Here is a 12783-nt window from a genome sequence, read left to right on the forward strand (position 1 = left end):
GTCGCCGCTAGAGGTGGAAGGGCAGGCGCGGCAGGTGCAGGTGGTGGTGCGGGTGCCCCATCGGGGGGCACGCCTGCAGGCTGATGGTCGTCGCGTGCAGCACCCCGGCGTCCTGAACTCCCCGCGCGCCCATGCATTTTCCGTTCGCGACGGCCTGGGCGTCCGTCGGCGTCTGCAGTTGGTATGAGGTCGAGCCGGCGACGGTCACGTTCGTCGGTGTCGCCTGCGCGCCGATGCCGTTGACCGCGATGGTGTCACCCGAGACCGAGGTGACCGTGCCGTAAAAGCCGGCCGGCGGTGGGCATTTGCCGTCGACGGCGGAGGTGATCGTCACCGCTTGCGCCGTGATCGCCCCAGCGGTGGGAGCGCTCTGCGGGGTGGCGCGCACGTTGACGCAGCTGCCGGGGGTGACGTCGGTCAGCCTGGCCGGGGCGACCTGGACGATTCGCGTCGAGGGCGCGAAGTCCACCGTCGCGCTTCCGGTTCGCGTCCTGAGCCGGATCGTGCCGCCCGACACCGACTCGATCAGCCCCTCGACGTAGTCCTTGCCCACGGGCGGGGGCGCCGCCGACGGCGCCGCGCTCGGCGGCGCCGCGCTGGGCGGGGCAGCGGCGGCCGCCGTCGGTTTGGCGGTGTTGCCGGGAGCCGTGTCGCTCGACCGGCACATGGCGACGCTCAGCAGGATCACCGCGACGACGGCGACCAGTGCGAGCCGGGCCAGCCTGGGGTTCACCGAAGTGGCGGACATCGACACATCTCCGATCGCGGGTAACTGTCGCCGGCGGGTACCCGGGCGGCCGCGGATATCACCTCCGCGCCCGCCCGGTGTGACGGCAATCTCCGCAGGCCTCAGCCGTGGGCGTGCGGTGGCTTGGCCGGGCCGCCGCACTTGCCGGCGTTGGCCGGCCGGACGTTGATGCTGGTCGCCTGCAGCGCGCCACCGTTGTCCATCGTTCCGCGCGCGGTAAGGCACTTGCCCTGCGCGATCGCGTCCGTGGTGGCGGACGACTGCTTCATGTATCTGGTCTTGTCGTCGACCGTCACGGCCGTCTGGGTGGTGTTGCCGTTCGGGTCGGTGGCCGTGACATCGATGGTGTTGCCGCTAACCGACGCGACCGAGCCCTGCACGGGCGCCGGCGGCGCCGGCGGAGGTGTCGGGGCCCCGGACGGGGCCGGGCCGGGTGACCCACCGGGTGCCGCCGCCTTGGGCTTGGGGCAGGTGCCGTTGACCGACGGGCTGACCTTGACCGACGCCGCGGTGACCTGCCGCCCGCCCTGGCCCTCCTTGGCGGGCCGCACGGTGACGCAGTTGCCCGCGGTGACGTCGGTCAGCGCGGCGGGGGTAGTTTCGGTGACCTTGGTGGTCGAGGTGAAGTTCACGGCGGCGGTGGAGTTGTCCTCCTTGGTGACCTGGATGGAGTTGCCCGCCACCGACGCGATCAGGCCGCTGACCCGGGCCTCACCGGCGGCCGGCGCCGGCGACGTGGTGGTCGAGGTGACCGTGGACGTCGACGTCGACGTGGTGGGCGGACTGGACTTGTTGGACGAGCCGCACGCGGCGACGGATAGCGCGGTGGCGCCGGTGACCGCGAGGATCGCCAACCGGGCGAGCCGGGGCGTTGGACAGCTGGCAGACATCAACGTTTCTCCAATCGTGGTGGAACCCCACGCAATGGGTACTACCCGTTGAAGCTGTGGCTGACCTGTGTGCAACACCCCGCGGCGGTCAGAACGCCTGTTCCGAAACGCGCATGACCTCGTCGTCGATGGACTCGATGACTTTGCGCAGCGAGGTCAGTTTCGGGAGCATGTTCTTGGCGAAGAACGCCGCGGTCGCCACCTTGCCCCGATAGAACGCCGCGTCGTTTCCGGCGGCGTCCGCCAGCGCGGCGTGGGCGACCCCCGCCTGCACCAGCAGCCGCCAGCCGATGAGCAGATCGCCCACCGCGAGCAGATACCGCACCGATCCGAGCCCGACTTTGTAGATCTCGCTCGGGTGTTGCGCGGCGGACATGAGGTATCCGGTCAACGCGCCCGTCATCGCCGTGACCTCGTCGAGCGCGGTCTGCAGCAGCTGGGCCTGCGGCTTGAGCGCCTCGTCGCAGGCGTCGATGGTCGCGTTGATCTGAGCCGTCACGAACTGCAGGGCCTCCCCGCGGTCGCGAACGATCTTGCGGAAGAAGAAGTCCAGCGCCTGGATGGCGGTGGTGCCCTCGTAGAGCGAATCGATCTTGGAATCACGGATGTATTGCTCGAGGGGGTAGTCCTGCAGGAAACCCGACCCGCCGAGCGTCTGCAGCGACTCGGTCAGGACTTCGTAAGCCCGTTCCGAGCTCACGCCCTTCACGATCGGCAGCAGCAGGTCGTCCACGCGGTGCGCCATCTGATGATCGGCACCCGAGACATGTTGTGCCACGGCGTCTTCCTGATGCGCGGCGGCATACATGTACAGCGCCCGCAAGCCCTCGGCGTAGGCCTTCTGCGTCATCAGGCTACGACGCACATCGGGGTGGTGGATGATGGTGACCCGCGGTGCGGTCTTGTCGGACATCTGCGTGAGATCCGCACCCTGCACCCGCTCTTTGGCGAACGCCAGCGCGTTCAGGTAGCCCGTGGACAGGGTCCCGGCGGCCTTCACGCCGATCGTCATGCGCGCGTGCTCGATCACGGTGAACATCTGCGCGATCCCGTTGTGCACGTCGCCGACCAAATAGCCGACGGCGGGCAAATCCGTTGCGCCGAAGGTTAATTCGCACGTCGGGGAGGACTTGATCCCCATCTTGTGTTCCACGCCCGTGGTGAAAACGCCGTTACGGGCCCCGAGTTCGAACGTGTCCGGGTCGAAGAGGTATTCGGGCACGTAGAACAGGCTCAGTCCCTTGGTTCCGGGGCCGGCGCCCTCCGGTCGGGCCAGCACCAAATGGAAGATGTTCTCGGCGGTGTCGCCCACGTCTCCACCGGAGATGAAACGCTTGACGCCCTCGATATGCCAGGTGCCGTCGGGTTGTTCGACGGCCTTGGCGCGGCCCGCCCCGACGTCGGAGCCCGCGTCGGGTTCGGTGAGCACCATGGTCGCCGCCCAGCCGCGCTCCACGCCCTCGGCCGCCCAGCGTCGTTGCTCTTCGTTGCCCTCGACGTAGAGCGCCTGGGCCATCAAGGGCCCGAGGCAGAAGAAGTTCGCAGACGGGTTGGCGCAGATGATCATTTCGTTGACCGCCCACGCCAGCGGCGGAGGCGCGGCCATCCCGCCGATCTCCTCGTCGAGCATCAGCCGCCACCAGCCGGCCTCTTTGATCGCCTCCACCGTTTTGGCCAGCTCGGGCGCCACGCGGATGGTGTGGGTCGCCGGGTCGAACACCGGCGGGTTGCGGTCGGCGAAGGCGAAGGTTTCGGCGACGGGGCCTTCGGCCAGGCGGGCGGCTTCGGCCACGATCGTCCGGACCGTCTCCTCGTCGAGGTCGCCGTAGGGTCCGGCGCCCAGGACAGCGCCTACGTCGAGGACCTCGAACAGGTTGAACTCGATATCGCGGACGTTTGCGATGTAGTGGCCCAACGCGATTCCCTCACTGGTCCTTCGAGGCGGCGGATTGTCCGCATCAGTGTCTCCGACGTGGGAAAACGTACGCAACCGTAACCTACGGCGGGCCGCGGGCAGGTTACGCGCCGGTGTCGTCGCGCCGAAACCGGGGGCGCGGGCTTGCGGTGCGCCGGGTTTGCCGCCCGGGAACATCGCGTCGGGTTGGGGCGTTGATAGCAAACGTGACAACAGTCGATCTCACAGCCGAGAAGTTCAACGAAACCATCGAGGGCAACGACATCGTGCTCGTCGATTTCTGGGCGTCCTGGTGCGGCCCGTGCCGCCAGTTCGGGCCCACTTTCCAGGCATCGGCGCAGAAACACCCCGACATCGTGCACGCCAAGGTCGACACCGAGGCCGAGCAGCAGCTGGCTGCGGCCGCCCAGATCCGGTCCATCCCCACGCTGATGGCGTTCAAGAAGGGCAAACTGCTGTTCAACCAGGCCGGGGCGCTGCCGCCGGCGGCGCTGGAAGACCTGGTCCAGCAGATCAGGGCGTTCGACGTGGACGCGGCCCAGGCCGGCCAAGCCGAATAGGCCCGACACCGCGGCGCGGGCGGGGCGGCGGCCAGCAACGCGCTAGGTTGCTTGGGTGAGTCTGGTACTGGTGGAGCACCCGCGGCCCGGCGTCGCGCTGATAACCCTCAATCGGCCCGAGCGGATGAACTCGATGGCGTTCGACGTCATGGTGCCGCTGAAAGAGGCCCTCGAGAAGGTCAGGTACGACAATTCGGTGCGTGTGGTCGTGCTCACCGGGGCCGGCCGCGGCTTCTCCTCGGGCGCCGACCACAAGTCCGCGGGCTCGGTACCCCACGTCGAGGGGCTGACCCGCCCGACCTACGCCCTGCGCTCCATGGAGGTCCTCGACGAGGTCATCCTCGCGCTGCGGCGCCTGCATCAGCCGGTGATCGCCGCGGTCAACGGCCCGGCCATCGGCGGCGGGCTCTGCCTGGCGCTGGCCGCGGACATCCGCGTTGCCTCCACCAGCGCGTACTTCCGTGCGGCCGGCATCAACAACGGCCTGACCGCCAGCGAGCTGGGGCTCAGTTACCTGTTGCCCAGGGCGATCGGATCGTCGCGGGCGTTCGAAATCATGCTGACCGGCCGCGACGTGACCGCCGAGGAGGCCGAGCGCATCGGGCTGGTGTCATGCCAGGTGCCCGAAGAGCAGCTGCTGGACACCTGTTACGCCATCGCCGCGCGCATGGCGGCGTTTTCACGGCCGGGAATCGAGTTGACCAAGCGCACACTGTGGAGTGGACTGGACGCCGGTAGCCTGGAGGCGCACATGCAAGCCGAAGGCTTGGGCCAGCTGTTCGTTCGTCTGCTCACCGCCAACTTCGAAGAAGCGGTTGCCGCGCGCGCCGAGCGACGCCCTCCGGTGTTCACCGACGACAAATAGACGAAAAGGGAGCGAATGTGATCACGGCCACGGACCTCGAGGTCCGCGCTGGTGCGCGCATTCTGCTCTCACCTGACGGCCCGGACCTGCGGGTGCAGCCCGGTGACCGGATCGGGCTGGTCGGGCGCAACGGCGCGGGCAAGACCACCACCCTGCGCATCCTGGCGGGGGAGACCGAGCCGTATGCGGGATCCGTCGCGCGGGCCGGTGAAATCGGTTACCTGCCACAGGATCCCAAAGAGGGCGACCTCGAGGTGCTGGCCCGCGACCGCGTCTTGTCCGCGCGCGGGCTCGACGTGCTGCTCACCGATCTGGAAAAGCAGCAGGCTTTGATGGCCGAGGTCGCCGACGACGACGCCCGGGACCGCGCCATCCGCCGCTACGGGCAGCTGGAGGAGCGTTTCGTCGCGTTGGGCGGCTACGGCGCCGAGAGCGAAGCCAGCCGCATCTGCGCGAGCCTGGGCCTGCCGGACCGGGTGCTGACGCAGAAGCTGCGCACGCTGTCCGGCGGGCAGCGCCGCCGGGTGGAGCTGGCGCGCATCCTGTTCGCGGCGTCCGACACCGGTGCCGGCTCGTCAACCACCCTGCTGCTCGACGAGCCCACCAACCACCTCGACGCGGATTCGGTTGGCTGGCTGCGGGATTTCCTGCGGGCCCACACCGGCGGGCTGGTGATCATCAGCCACAACGTCGAGCTGCTCGCCGACGTCGTGAACCGGGTGTGGTTCCTGGACGCCGTGCGCGGCGAGGTCGACGTCTACAACATGGGCTGGCAGAAGTACCTGGACGCCAGGGCCACCGACGAACAGCGCCGCCGCCGCGAGCGCACCAACGCCGAGCGCAAGGCCGCGGCGTTGCGCACGCAAGCCGCCAAGCTGGGCGCCAAGGCCACCAAAGCCGTTGCGGCCCAAAACATGTTGCGTCGCGCCGACCGGATGATGGCCGCGCTCGACGAGGAGCGGGTCGCCGACAAGGTGGCCCGCATCAAGTTCCCCACCCCCGCGCCGTGCGGGCGCACCCCGCTGGTCGCTAAGGGACTCAGCAAGTCCTACGGCTCGCTGGAGGTGTTCAGCGGCGTCGACCTGGCGATCGACCGCGGGTCGCGGGTGGTGGTGCTGGGGCTCAACGGCGCAGGCAAGACCACGCTGCTGCGGCTGCTGGCCGGCACCGAGAAGCCCGACACCGGCGGGCTGGAGCCCGGACACGGTTTGCGCATGGGCTATTTCGCGCAGGAACACGACACGCTCGACAACGACGCGAGCGTGTGGGAGAACATCCGGCACGCCGCACCCGACTCGGGTGAGCAGGACCTGCGCGGCCTGCTGGGCGCGTTCATGTTCAGCGGGCCGCAACTCGACCAACCGGCGGGCACCCTGTCGGGGGGAGAGAAGACCCGGCTCGCGCTGGCCGGTTTGGTGGCGTCGACGGCGAACGTCCTGCTGCTCGACGAACCGACCAACAACCTCGATCCGGCTTCGCGCGAACAGGTGCTCGACGCGCTGCGCAGCTACCAGGGCGCGGTCGTGTTGGTGACGCACGACCCCGGGGCGGCCGAGGCCCTCGACCCGCAGCGCGTGGTGTTGCTGCCCGACGGCACCGAGGACTTCTGGTCCGACGAATACCGGGATCTCATCGAGCTCGCCTGACTTCGGCCAAATCCGCCCGCGGACGGCGGCGGCTTCCTACTCTGGGTGCTTGCGATCGTGTTCGGGCGCGGAGGGCATCCATGAAAAGGACACTGCAAAGGTCGAAGAAGACCCGCGAGCAGATGTTGTTCGAGCTGCGCAACGCCTATGAGGGCGGGGCCAGCATCCGCACGCTGGCGGCCAGCACCGGACGGTCGTACGGAGCGGTTCACAGCATGCTGCTTCAGGCGGGCACCACGATGCGCGGGCGGGGCGGACCCAACCACACGTCCCGGACCGCGCGAGCTGGGGCCAGCACCCGCTAGCGGGCGCTACCCCCGGCCCGCGGCGCGGAGTCCCCAGAGTCGTTGCGGCGCACCGATTTCTCCACGAGGTCGAGCACCGCGGACAACCGTCGCGGCTCCTCCTCGCCCGAGGCCAGGCGGGCCACCAGGCCGTCGAGCACCAACTCCAGGTAGCACTGCAGCACGTCGCCGGGCACGTCGTCGCGCACCCGCTGTGCCTCCTTCTGCCGGCGCAACCGGTCGGTGGTCGCCGCCGCCAGTTCCGCCGACCGCTCGGCCCACCCGCGGCTGAACTCGGGGTCGGTGCGCAGCTTGCGCGCGATCTCGAGCCGGGTGGCCAGCCAGTCGAACTGGTCGGGCGCGGCGAGCATGTCGCGCATCACCTGGATGAGGCCCTCGCGCGACGCCACGTCGGCCATCCGCTCGGCGTCCTCGTGCGCGAGCGCGAAGAACAGCGCGTCCTTGTCGCGGAAGTGGTGAAAGATGGCGCCCCGCGACATGCCGATCGCTTGTTCCAGCCGCCGCACCGTGGCCTTGTCGTAGCCGTATTCGGCGAAGCAGCGGCGGGCACCATCGAGGATCTGGCGGCGGCGCGCCGCCAGATGGCCCTCGCTGACCTTGGGCACCGGACGCCGGATCAGTCAGCTCTGAGCATGTTGCGCAGCACGTACTGCAGGATGCCGCCGTTGCGGTAGTAGTCGGCCTCTCCCGGGGTGTCGATGCGCACCACCGCGTCGAACTCGATCGGATCGCCACCGTCCTTGACGGCCTTCACCCGCACCGTCTTGGGCGTCTTGCCGTCGTTGAGCGCCTCGATGCCGGTGATGTCGAACACCTCGGTCCCGTCGAGCCCCAATTCCTTGGCGGACTTGCCCTCGGGGAACTGCAGCGGGATGACGCCCATGCCGATCAGGTTGGAGCGGTGGATGCGCTCGAACGACTCGGCGATCACCGCCCGGACGCCAAGCAGCAGCGTGCCCTTGGCCGCCCAGTCGCGTGAGGAGCCGGACCCGTATTCCTTGCCGCCCAGCACCACCAGCGGAATGTTCTGCGCCGCATAGTTTTGCGCGGCGTCGTAGATGAACGCCTGCGGAGCGCCGTCCTGGGTGAAGTCGCGGGTGTAGCCGCCGGAGACGTCGTCGAGCAACTGGTTGCGCAGCCTGATGTTGGCGAACGTGCCGCGGATCATCACCTCGTGGTTGCCGCGCCGCGAGCCGAAGGAGTTGTAGTCCTTGCGGTCCACGCCGTGCTCGTCGAGGTACTGCGCCGCCGGGGTGCCCGGCTTGATGGCGCCGGCGGGGGAGATGTGGTCGGTGGTCACCGAGTCGCCCAGCAGCGCCAGCACCCGGGCGCCTTCGATGTCTTTGACCGGCTCGGGCTCGGCCGACATCCCCTCGAAGTACGGGGGCTTGCGCACGTACGTCGAATCCTGGTCCCACTCGAAGGTGTCACCGCTCGGGGTGGGCAGGTTGCGCCACCGCTCGTCACCCTTGAACACGTCGGCGTAGTTCTTGGTGAACATCTCCTGGCTGATCGCCGAGGCGATGGTGTCCGAGACGTCCTTCTGCGACGGCCAGATGTCCTTGAGATAAACGTCTTTGCCGTCCTTGTCGGTGCCCAGCGGCTGGTCTTCGAAGTCGAAGTCCATGGTCCCCGCCAACGCGTAGGCCACCACCAGCGGGGGCGACGCCAGGTAGTTCATCTTCACGTCGGGGTTGATCCGGCCCTCGAAGTTGCGGTTACCGGACAGCACGGCGGCCACCGACAGGTCGTTGTCGTTGATCGCCTTCGAGATCTCGTCGGGCAGCGGGCCGGAGTTGCCGATGCACGTGGTGCAGCCGTAGCCGACGAGGTAGAAGCCGAGCTTCTCCAAATACGGCCACAGCCCGGCCTTGTCGTAGTAGTCGCTGACCACCTGCGAGCCCGGCGCCATCGAGGTCTTCACCCACGGCTTGGAGGCCAGCCCCTTCTCGACGGCGTTGCGCGCCAGCAGCGCCGCACCCAGCATCACCTCGGGATTGGACGTGTTGGTGCACGACGTGATGGCCGCGATCACCACCGCGCCGTGGTCGATCTCGAACTCGCCGCGGTCGTCGGAGCGCACCCGCACCGGGTTGCTCACCCGGCCCTTGGCGTGCGCCGCAGCCGATTCGAACTTCGGGGCGTCGTCGGCGTGACCGTTCTCCAGCGCCCCGGGGTCGCTGGCCGGGAAGGACTCGTCGACCGCCTCGTCGAGCTTGGAGTACTCCCTCTTGTCGGGGTCGTCGCCGACGTAGTCGCCGATCTGCGCGCGGAAGGTGGACTTGGCGTCCGACAACGCGATCCGGTCCTGCGGGCGCTTCGGCCCGGCGATCGACGGCACCACGTCGGACAGGTTGAGTTCGAGGTATTCCGAGAAGGCAGGCTCGTGCTTGGGGTCGTGCCACATGCCCTGTTCCTTGGCGTAGGCCTCAACCAGAGCCAGCTGCTCTTCGTCGCGGCCGGTGAACCGCAGGTAGGAGATGGTCTCCTCGTCGATCGGGAAAATCGCTGCGGTGGAACCGAATTCGGGGCTCATGTTGCCCAGGGTGGCGCGGTTGGCCAGCGGCACCTCGGCCACGCCCTCGCCGTAGAACTCGACGAACTTGCCGACCACGCCGTGTTTGCGCAGCATCTCGGTGACGGTCAGCACCACGTCGGTCGCGGTCACGCCCGGCTGGATCTCCCCGGTCAGCTTGAACCCGACGACCCGCGGGATCAGCATCGACACCGGCTGGCCGAGCATCGCGGCCTCGGCCTCGATGCCGCCGACGCCCCAGCCCAGCACGCCCAGCCCGTTGACCATGGTGGTGTGCGAGTCGGTGCCCACGCAGGTGTCCGGGTAGGCGACCCCGTCGCGTTCCACCACCACGCGGGCGAGGTACTCGATGTTGACCTGGTGCACGATGCCGGTGCCCGGCGGCACCACCTTGAAGTCGCGGAAAGCGCCCTGGCCCCAGCGCAAGAACTGGTAGCGCTCCCCGTTGCGCTGATACTCGATCTCGACGTTGCGCTCGAAGGCGTCGGCGGTACCGAACAGGTCGGCGATCACCGAGTGGTCGATCACCAGGTCGGCCGGCGCCAGCGGGTTGACCTTTTCCGCCTTGCCGCCGAGGTCGCCGATGGCCTCGCGCATGGTGGCCAGGTCGACGATGCACGGCACCCCGGTGAAGTCCTGCATCACGACCCGGGCGGGCGTGTACTGGATCTCAATGCTGGGCTCCGCCTTGGGATCCCAGTTCGCGATGGCCTCGATGTGGTCTTTGGCGATGTTGCTGCCGTCCTCGTTGCGCAGCAGGTTCTCGGCCAGGACCTTGAGGCTGTAGGGGAGTTTCTCGGTGTTGGGAACGGCGTCGAGACGGTAGATCTGATAGCTCTTGTCGCCGACCTTCAGGGTGTCGCGTGCTCCGAACGAGTTCACAGAATCTTCTTTAGTCACTTCAACTCCCGAGGATTAAGTTCTCCCGCCGACGGGCCGTGCCGGCGGTGCGGTGCTACTTTAACAGTACGCTTGTCCTGCATTACGGCGGGGCGCCCGTAGTCCCAGTCTTGTCGCGTAGGTCGACGGTTTAAACCCCCGAGAACGAAGTCGCGTACGGTGCCTGTAGCGCTACGGCAGGAGGGACATCATGACCTTGCACCCGGTCCTACCCGTCTACATTCCCCAAGACGTCGACATGACCGCGGTCAAGGCTCAGGTCGCGGCCACGGGCGTCAGCGCGCCGGCGGCGGACATGCCGGGCCTGCTGCACATCGTCGACGAAGCCCACGCCCATGGCATCAACCTCAAGATCGTGCTGCTCGACCACAACCCTCCCAACGACACCCCGCTGCGCGACATCTCCACGGTGGTCGGCGCCGACTACCACGACGCCACCGTCCTGACGCTGAGCCCGAGCTACGTCGGGAGCTACAGCACGCAGTTCCCGCGCGTCACGCTGGAGGCGGGTGAGGACATCGCCAAGACGGGCAATCCCGTGGTCTCGGCACAGCACTTCCTCAACGAGCTGGACTCTCCGGAATTTCCCTGGACGGGCCTGACCATCTTCCTGTTGCTCGCGGTGCTGGCGGCCGCCGTCGGGACCCGATTCCTGCAGCTGCGCAGCAGGCGGCTAGCAACTCCCACGGATTCGGCGGGAGCGCAGGACGTGACGCCCACCAATACGGCCTAGCCACCCGCATCCGGTCCGCCCGCGCCCTTGGCGGCGGGCCCCGGCGCGGATTCGCGGCAAACACGCTAGGTCACCGTTCGGTCACATTAAACGCACGTAGAGAGTGCGATTTCGGTGGAGCGTTTGCGCGCCCAAAAGTGTGACGTACGGTGCAAATGATGCTGCTGTTGCCTTTGGCGCCCTTAGTGAACTTCGTGGCCGGCGCCGCCCGTCACGTTGAGCCGTAGGAGACCTGAGTCGAATGACACGCACACGCCGGGGCTCCGCTGCGAGGCCGGTCGCGAGGCTGGTCCGGCCGGTCGTGCCGTCGGTGGTGAGCGTGGCTCTGCTGCTTTGTACGCCTGGGCTCGCCCACGGTGATCCGGCGGCGGACAGCTTGGCCGGCTTGATCGCCAACGTCGCCAACGCCAACCAACGGCTGGAAAATCTCAGCGCCGAAATCCAGACCGAACAGGAGAGCGTCAACAAGGCGCTGGTCGACGTCGAGACCGCCCGGGACGACGCCGCCGCGGCCCAGCGCGACCTGGAGGCGAGCCAGCGGGCGGTCAGGGACGCCAACGCCGCGATCGCGACGGCACAGCAGCGCTTCGACACGTTCGCGGCGGCCACCTATATGAATGGCCCGTCGAGCAGTTACCTCACGGCCAGCAGCCCCGACGACATCATCGCCACCGAGGCCGCCGCCCAGACGCTGTCCGCAAGCTCGCAGACGGTGATGGCCAAGCTGCAGCGGGCGCGCACCGAACAGGTGAACAGGGAATCGGCGGCGCGGCTGGCCAAGCAGAAGGCCGACAAGGCCGCGGCCGACGCCAAGGGCAGCCAGGACGCCGCGGTGGCGGCGCTGACCGACTCGAAGCGCAAGTTCGACGAACAACGCGAACAGGTCACCCGCCTGGCCGCCGAACGCGACGAGGCTCAGGCGAAACTCGAAGCGGCCAAACGGCAATGGTCGCTCGGCCAGGGTGGGCCCGCCGCCCCTGCGTCGGGTGACCGATGGGAGACCGGCTCGCCGGGCGCGCCGGCGCCGCAGGCCGGGGCCCGCCGGTGGGACGGCGCCTGGGACCCCACCCTGCCGATGATCCCCAGCGCCAACGTCCCGGGTGACCCGATCGCGGTGATCAACCAGGTGCTGGGCATCTCGGCGACCTCCACGCAGGTCACCGCCGGCCTGGGCCGCAACTTCCTGCAGCAGCTCGGCATCCTCAAGCCCGACGACACCGGCATCACCAACGCGTCCCCCGGCGCGACGGCGGGGCGGATCCCGCGGGTGTACGGGCGGCAGGCCAGCGAATACGTGATCCGGCGCGGGCTGTCGCAGATCGGCGTGCCGTATTCCTGGGGTGGCGGCAACGCGGCCGGGCCGAGCAAGGGCATCGACTCCGGGGCCGGCATCACCGGCTTCGACTGTTCGGGCCTGGTGCTGTACTCGTTCGCCGGGGTGGGCATCAAGCTGCCGCACTACTCGGGTTCGCAGTACAACCTCGGCCGCAAGATCCCGTCCTCGCAGATGCGCCGGGGCGACGTCATCTTCTACGGACCCGGCGGCAGCCAGCACGTGACGATCTACCTGGGCAACGGCCAGATGCTCGAGGCCCCCGACATCGGTCTGAAGGTCCGCGTTGCGCCGGTGCGCACCAGCGGTATGACGCCCTACGTGGTCCGCTACATCGAGTGGTGAACGAATG

At 68.5% G+C, this 12783-nt stretch carries 11 protein-coding genes; 6 read left to right on the forward strand and 5 right to left on the reverse strand.

The features are described from left to right. Positions 1-7 precede the first annotated feature (7 nt). The 3 genes from G6N51_RS01175 to G6N51_RS01185 form a co-directional block, all read right to left on the reverse strand. Positions 8-748 (reverse strand): DUF5666 domain-containing protein, encoded by a 741-nt coding sequence (locus G6N51_RS01175; RefSeq protein ID WP_142275121.1) that lies wholly within the window; start codon positions 746-748, stop codon positions 8-10. 101 nt (positions 749-849) lie between these two features. Then, positions 850-1638: a DUF5666 domain-containing protein gene (locus G6N51_RS01180; protein ID WP_174814279.1), complete on the reverse strand. Its 789-nt coding sequence runs from the start codon at positions 1636-1638 to the stop codon at positions 850-852. A gap of 88 nt (positions 1639-1726) precedes the next feature. Further along, positions 1727-3553 (reverse strand): acyl-CoA dehydrogenase, encoded by a 1827-nt coding sequence (locus G6N51_RS01185; protein ID WP_083173810.1) that lies wholly within the window; start codon positions 3551-3553, stop codon positions 1727-1729. Positions 3554-3759: 206 nt separating this feature from the next. Here G6N51_RS01185 and trxA point away from each other — a divergent pair, with 206 nt between their 5' ends. From trxA to G6N51_RS01205, 4 genes are all read left to right on the forward strand, one after another. Further along, on the forward strand, positions 3760-4113 hold the full coding sequence (gene trxA / locus G6N51_RS01190) for a thioredoxin (RefSeq protein WP_083173811.1): 354 nt from the start codon (positions 3760-3762) through the stop codon (positions 4111-4113). A gap of 55 nt (positions 4114-4168) precedes the next feature. After that, positions 4169-4978, forward strand: a complete 810-nt coding sequence (locus G6N51_RS01195) for an enoyl-CoA hydratase (protein WP_083173812.1) — start codon at positions 4169-4171, stop codon at positions 4976-4978. A gap of 17 nt (positions 4979-4995) precedes the next feature. After that, positions 4996-6624 carry an ABC-F family ATP-binding cassette domain-containing protein gene (locus G6N51_RS01200; protein WP_083173813.1) on the forward strand — a complete coding sequence of 543 codons (1629 nt, stop codon included), beginning with the start codon at positions 4996-4998 and terminating at the stop codon, positions 6622-6624. Positions 6625-6716: 92 nt separating this feature from the next. Beyond that, positions 6717-6929, forward strand: coding sequence for a helix-turn-helix domain-containing protein (locus tag G6N51_RS01205; protein ID WP_083173837.1), 213 nt, complete (start codon positions 6717-6719; stop codon positions 6927-6929). On the opposite strand, the gene G6N51_RS01210 is transcribed toward G6N51_RS01205, so the two are convergent. Continuing rightward, entirely contained in the window at positions 6926-7534 is a 609-nt protein-coding gene (locus G6N51_RS01210) for a TetR/AcrR family transcriptional regulator (protein WP_083173814.1), read from the reverse strand. The genes G6N51_RS01205 and G6N51_RS01210 overlap by 4 nt on opposite strands. A gap of 11 nt (positions 7535-7545) precedes the next feature. Beyond that, positions 7546-10365 (reverse strand): aconitate hydratase, encoded by a 2820-nt coding sequence (locus G6N51_RS01215; protein WP_163750604.1) that lies wholly within the window; start codon positions 10363-10365, stop codon positions 7546-7548. Between the two features lie 190 nt (positions 10366-10555). Between G6N51_RS01215 and G6N51_RS01220 the strand changes: the two genes are divergently transcribed. Together G6N51_RS01220 and ripA are read left to right on the forward strand one after the other, a co-directional pair. Further along, positions 10556-11098 (forward strand): Rv1476 family membrane protein, encoded by a 543-nt coding sequence (locus G6N51_RS01220; RefSeq protein ID WP_083173816.1) that lies wholly within the window; start codon positions 10556-10558, stop codon positions 11096-11098. 241 nt (positions 11099-11339) lie between these two features. Continuing rightward, on the forward strand, positions 11340-12776 hold the full coding sequence (gene ripA / locus G6N51_RS01225; protein ID WP_083173817.1) for an NlpC/P60 family peptidoglycan endopeptidase RipA: 1437 nt from the start codon (positions 11340-11342) through the stop codon (positions 12774-12776). The last annotated feature ends 7 nt before the right edge of the window (positions 12777-12783 follow it).

It is taken from the genome of Mycobacterium paraseoulense, assembly GCF_010731655.1.
GTDB lineage: Bacteria > Actinomycetota > Actinomycetes > Mycobacteriales > Mycobacteriaceae > Mycobacterium > Mycobacterium paraseoulense.

Bases quoted from the DNA above. Each gene is read 5' to 3' on its own strand.
- G6N51_RS01175 (WP_142275121.1), bottom strand. From the start codon at position 748: ATGTCCGCCACTTCGGTGAACCCCAGGCTGGCCCGGCTCGCACTGGTC.
- G6N51_RS01180 (WP_174814279.1), bottom strand. From the start codon at position 1,638: ATGTCTGCCAGCTGTCCAACGCCCCGGCTCGCCCGGTTGGCGATCCTC.
- G6N51_RS01220 (WP_083173816.1), top strand. From the start codon at position 10,556: ATGACCTTGCACCCGGTCCTACCCGTCTACATTCCCCAAGACGTCGAC.
- ripA (WP_083173817.1), top strand. From the start codon at position 11,340: ATGACACGCACACGCCGGGGCTCCGCTGCGAGGCCGGTCGCGAGGCTG.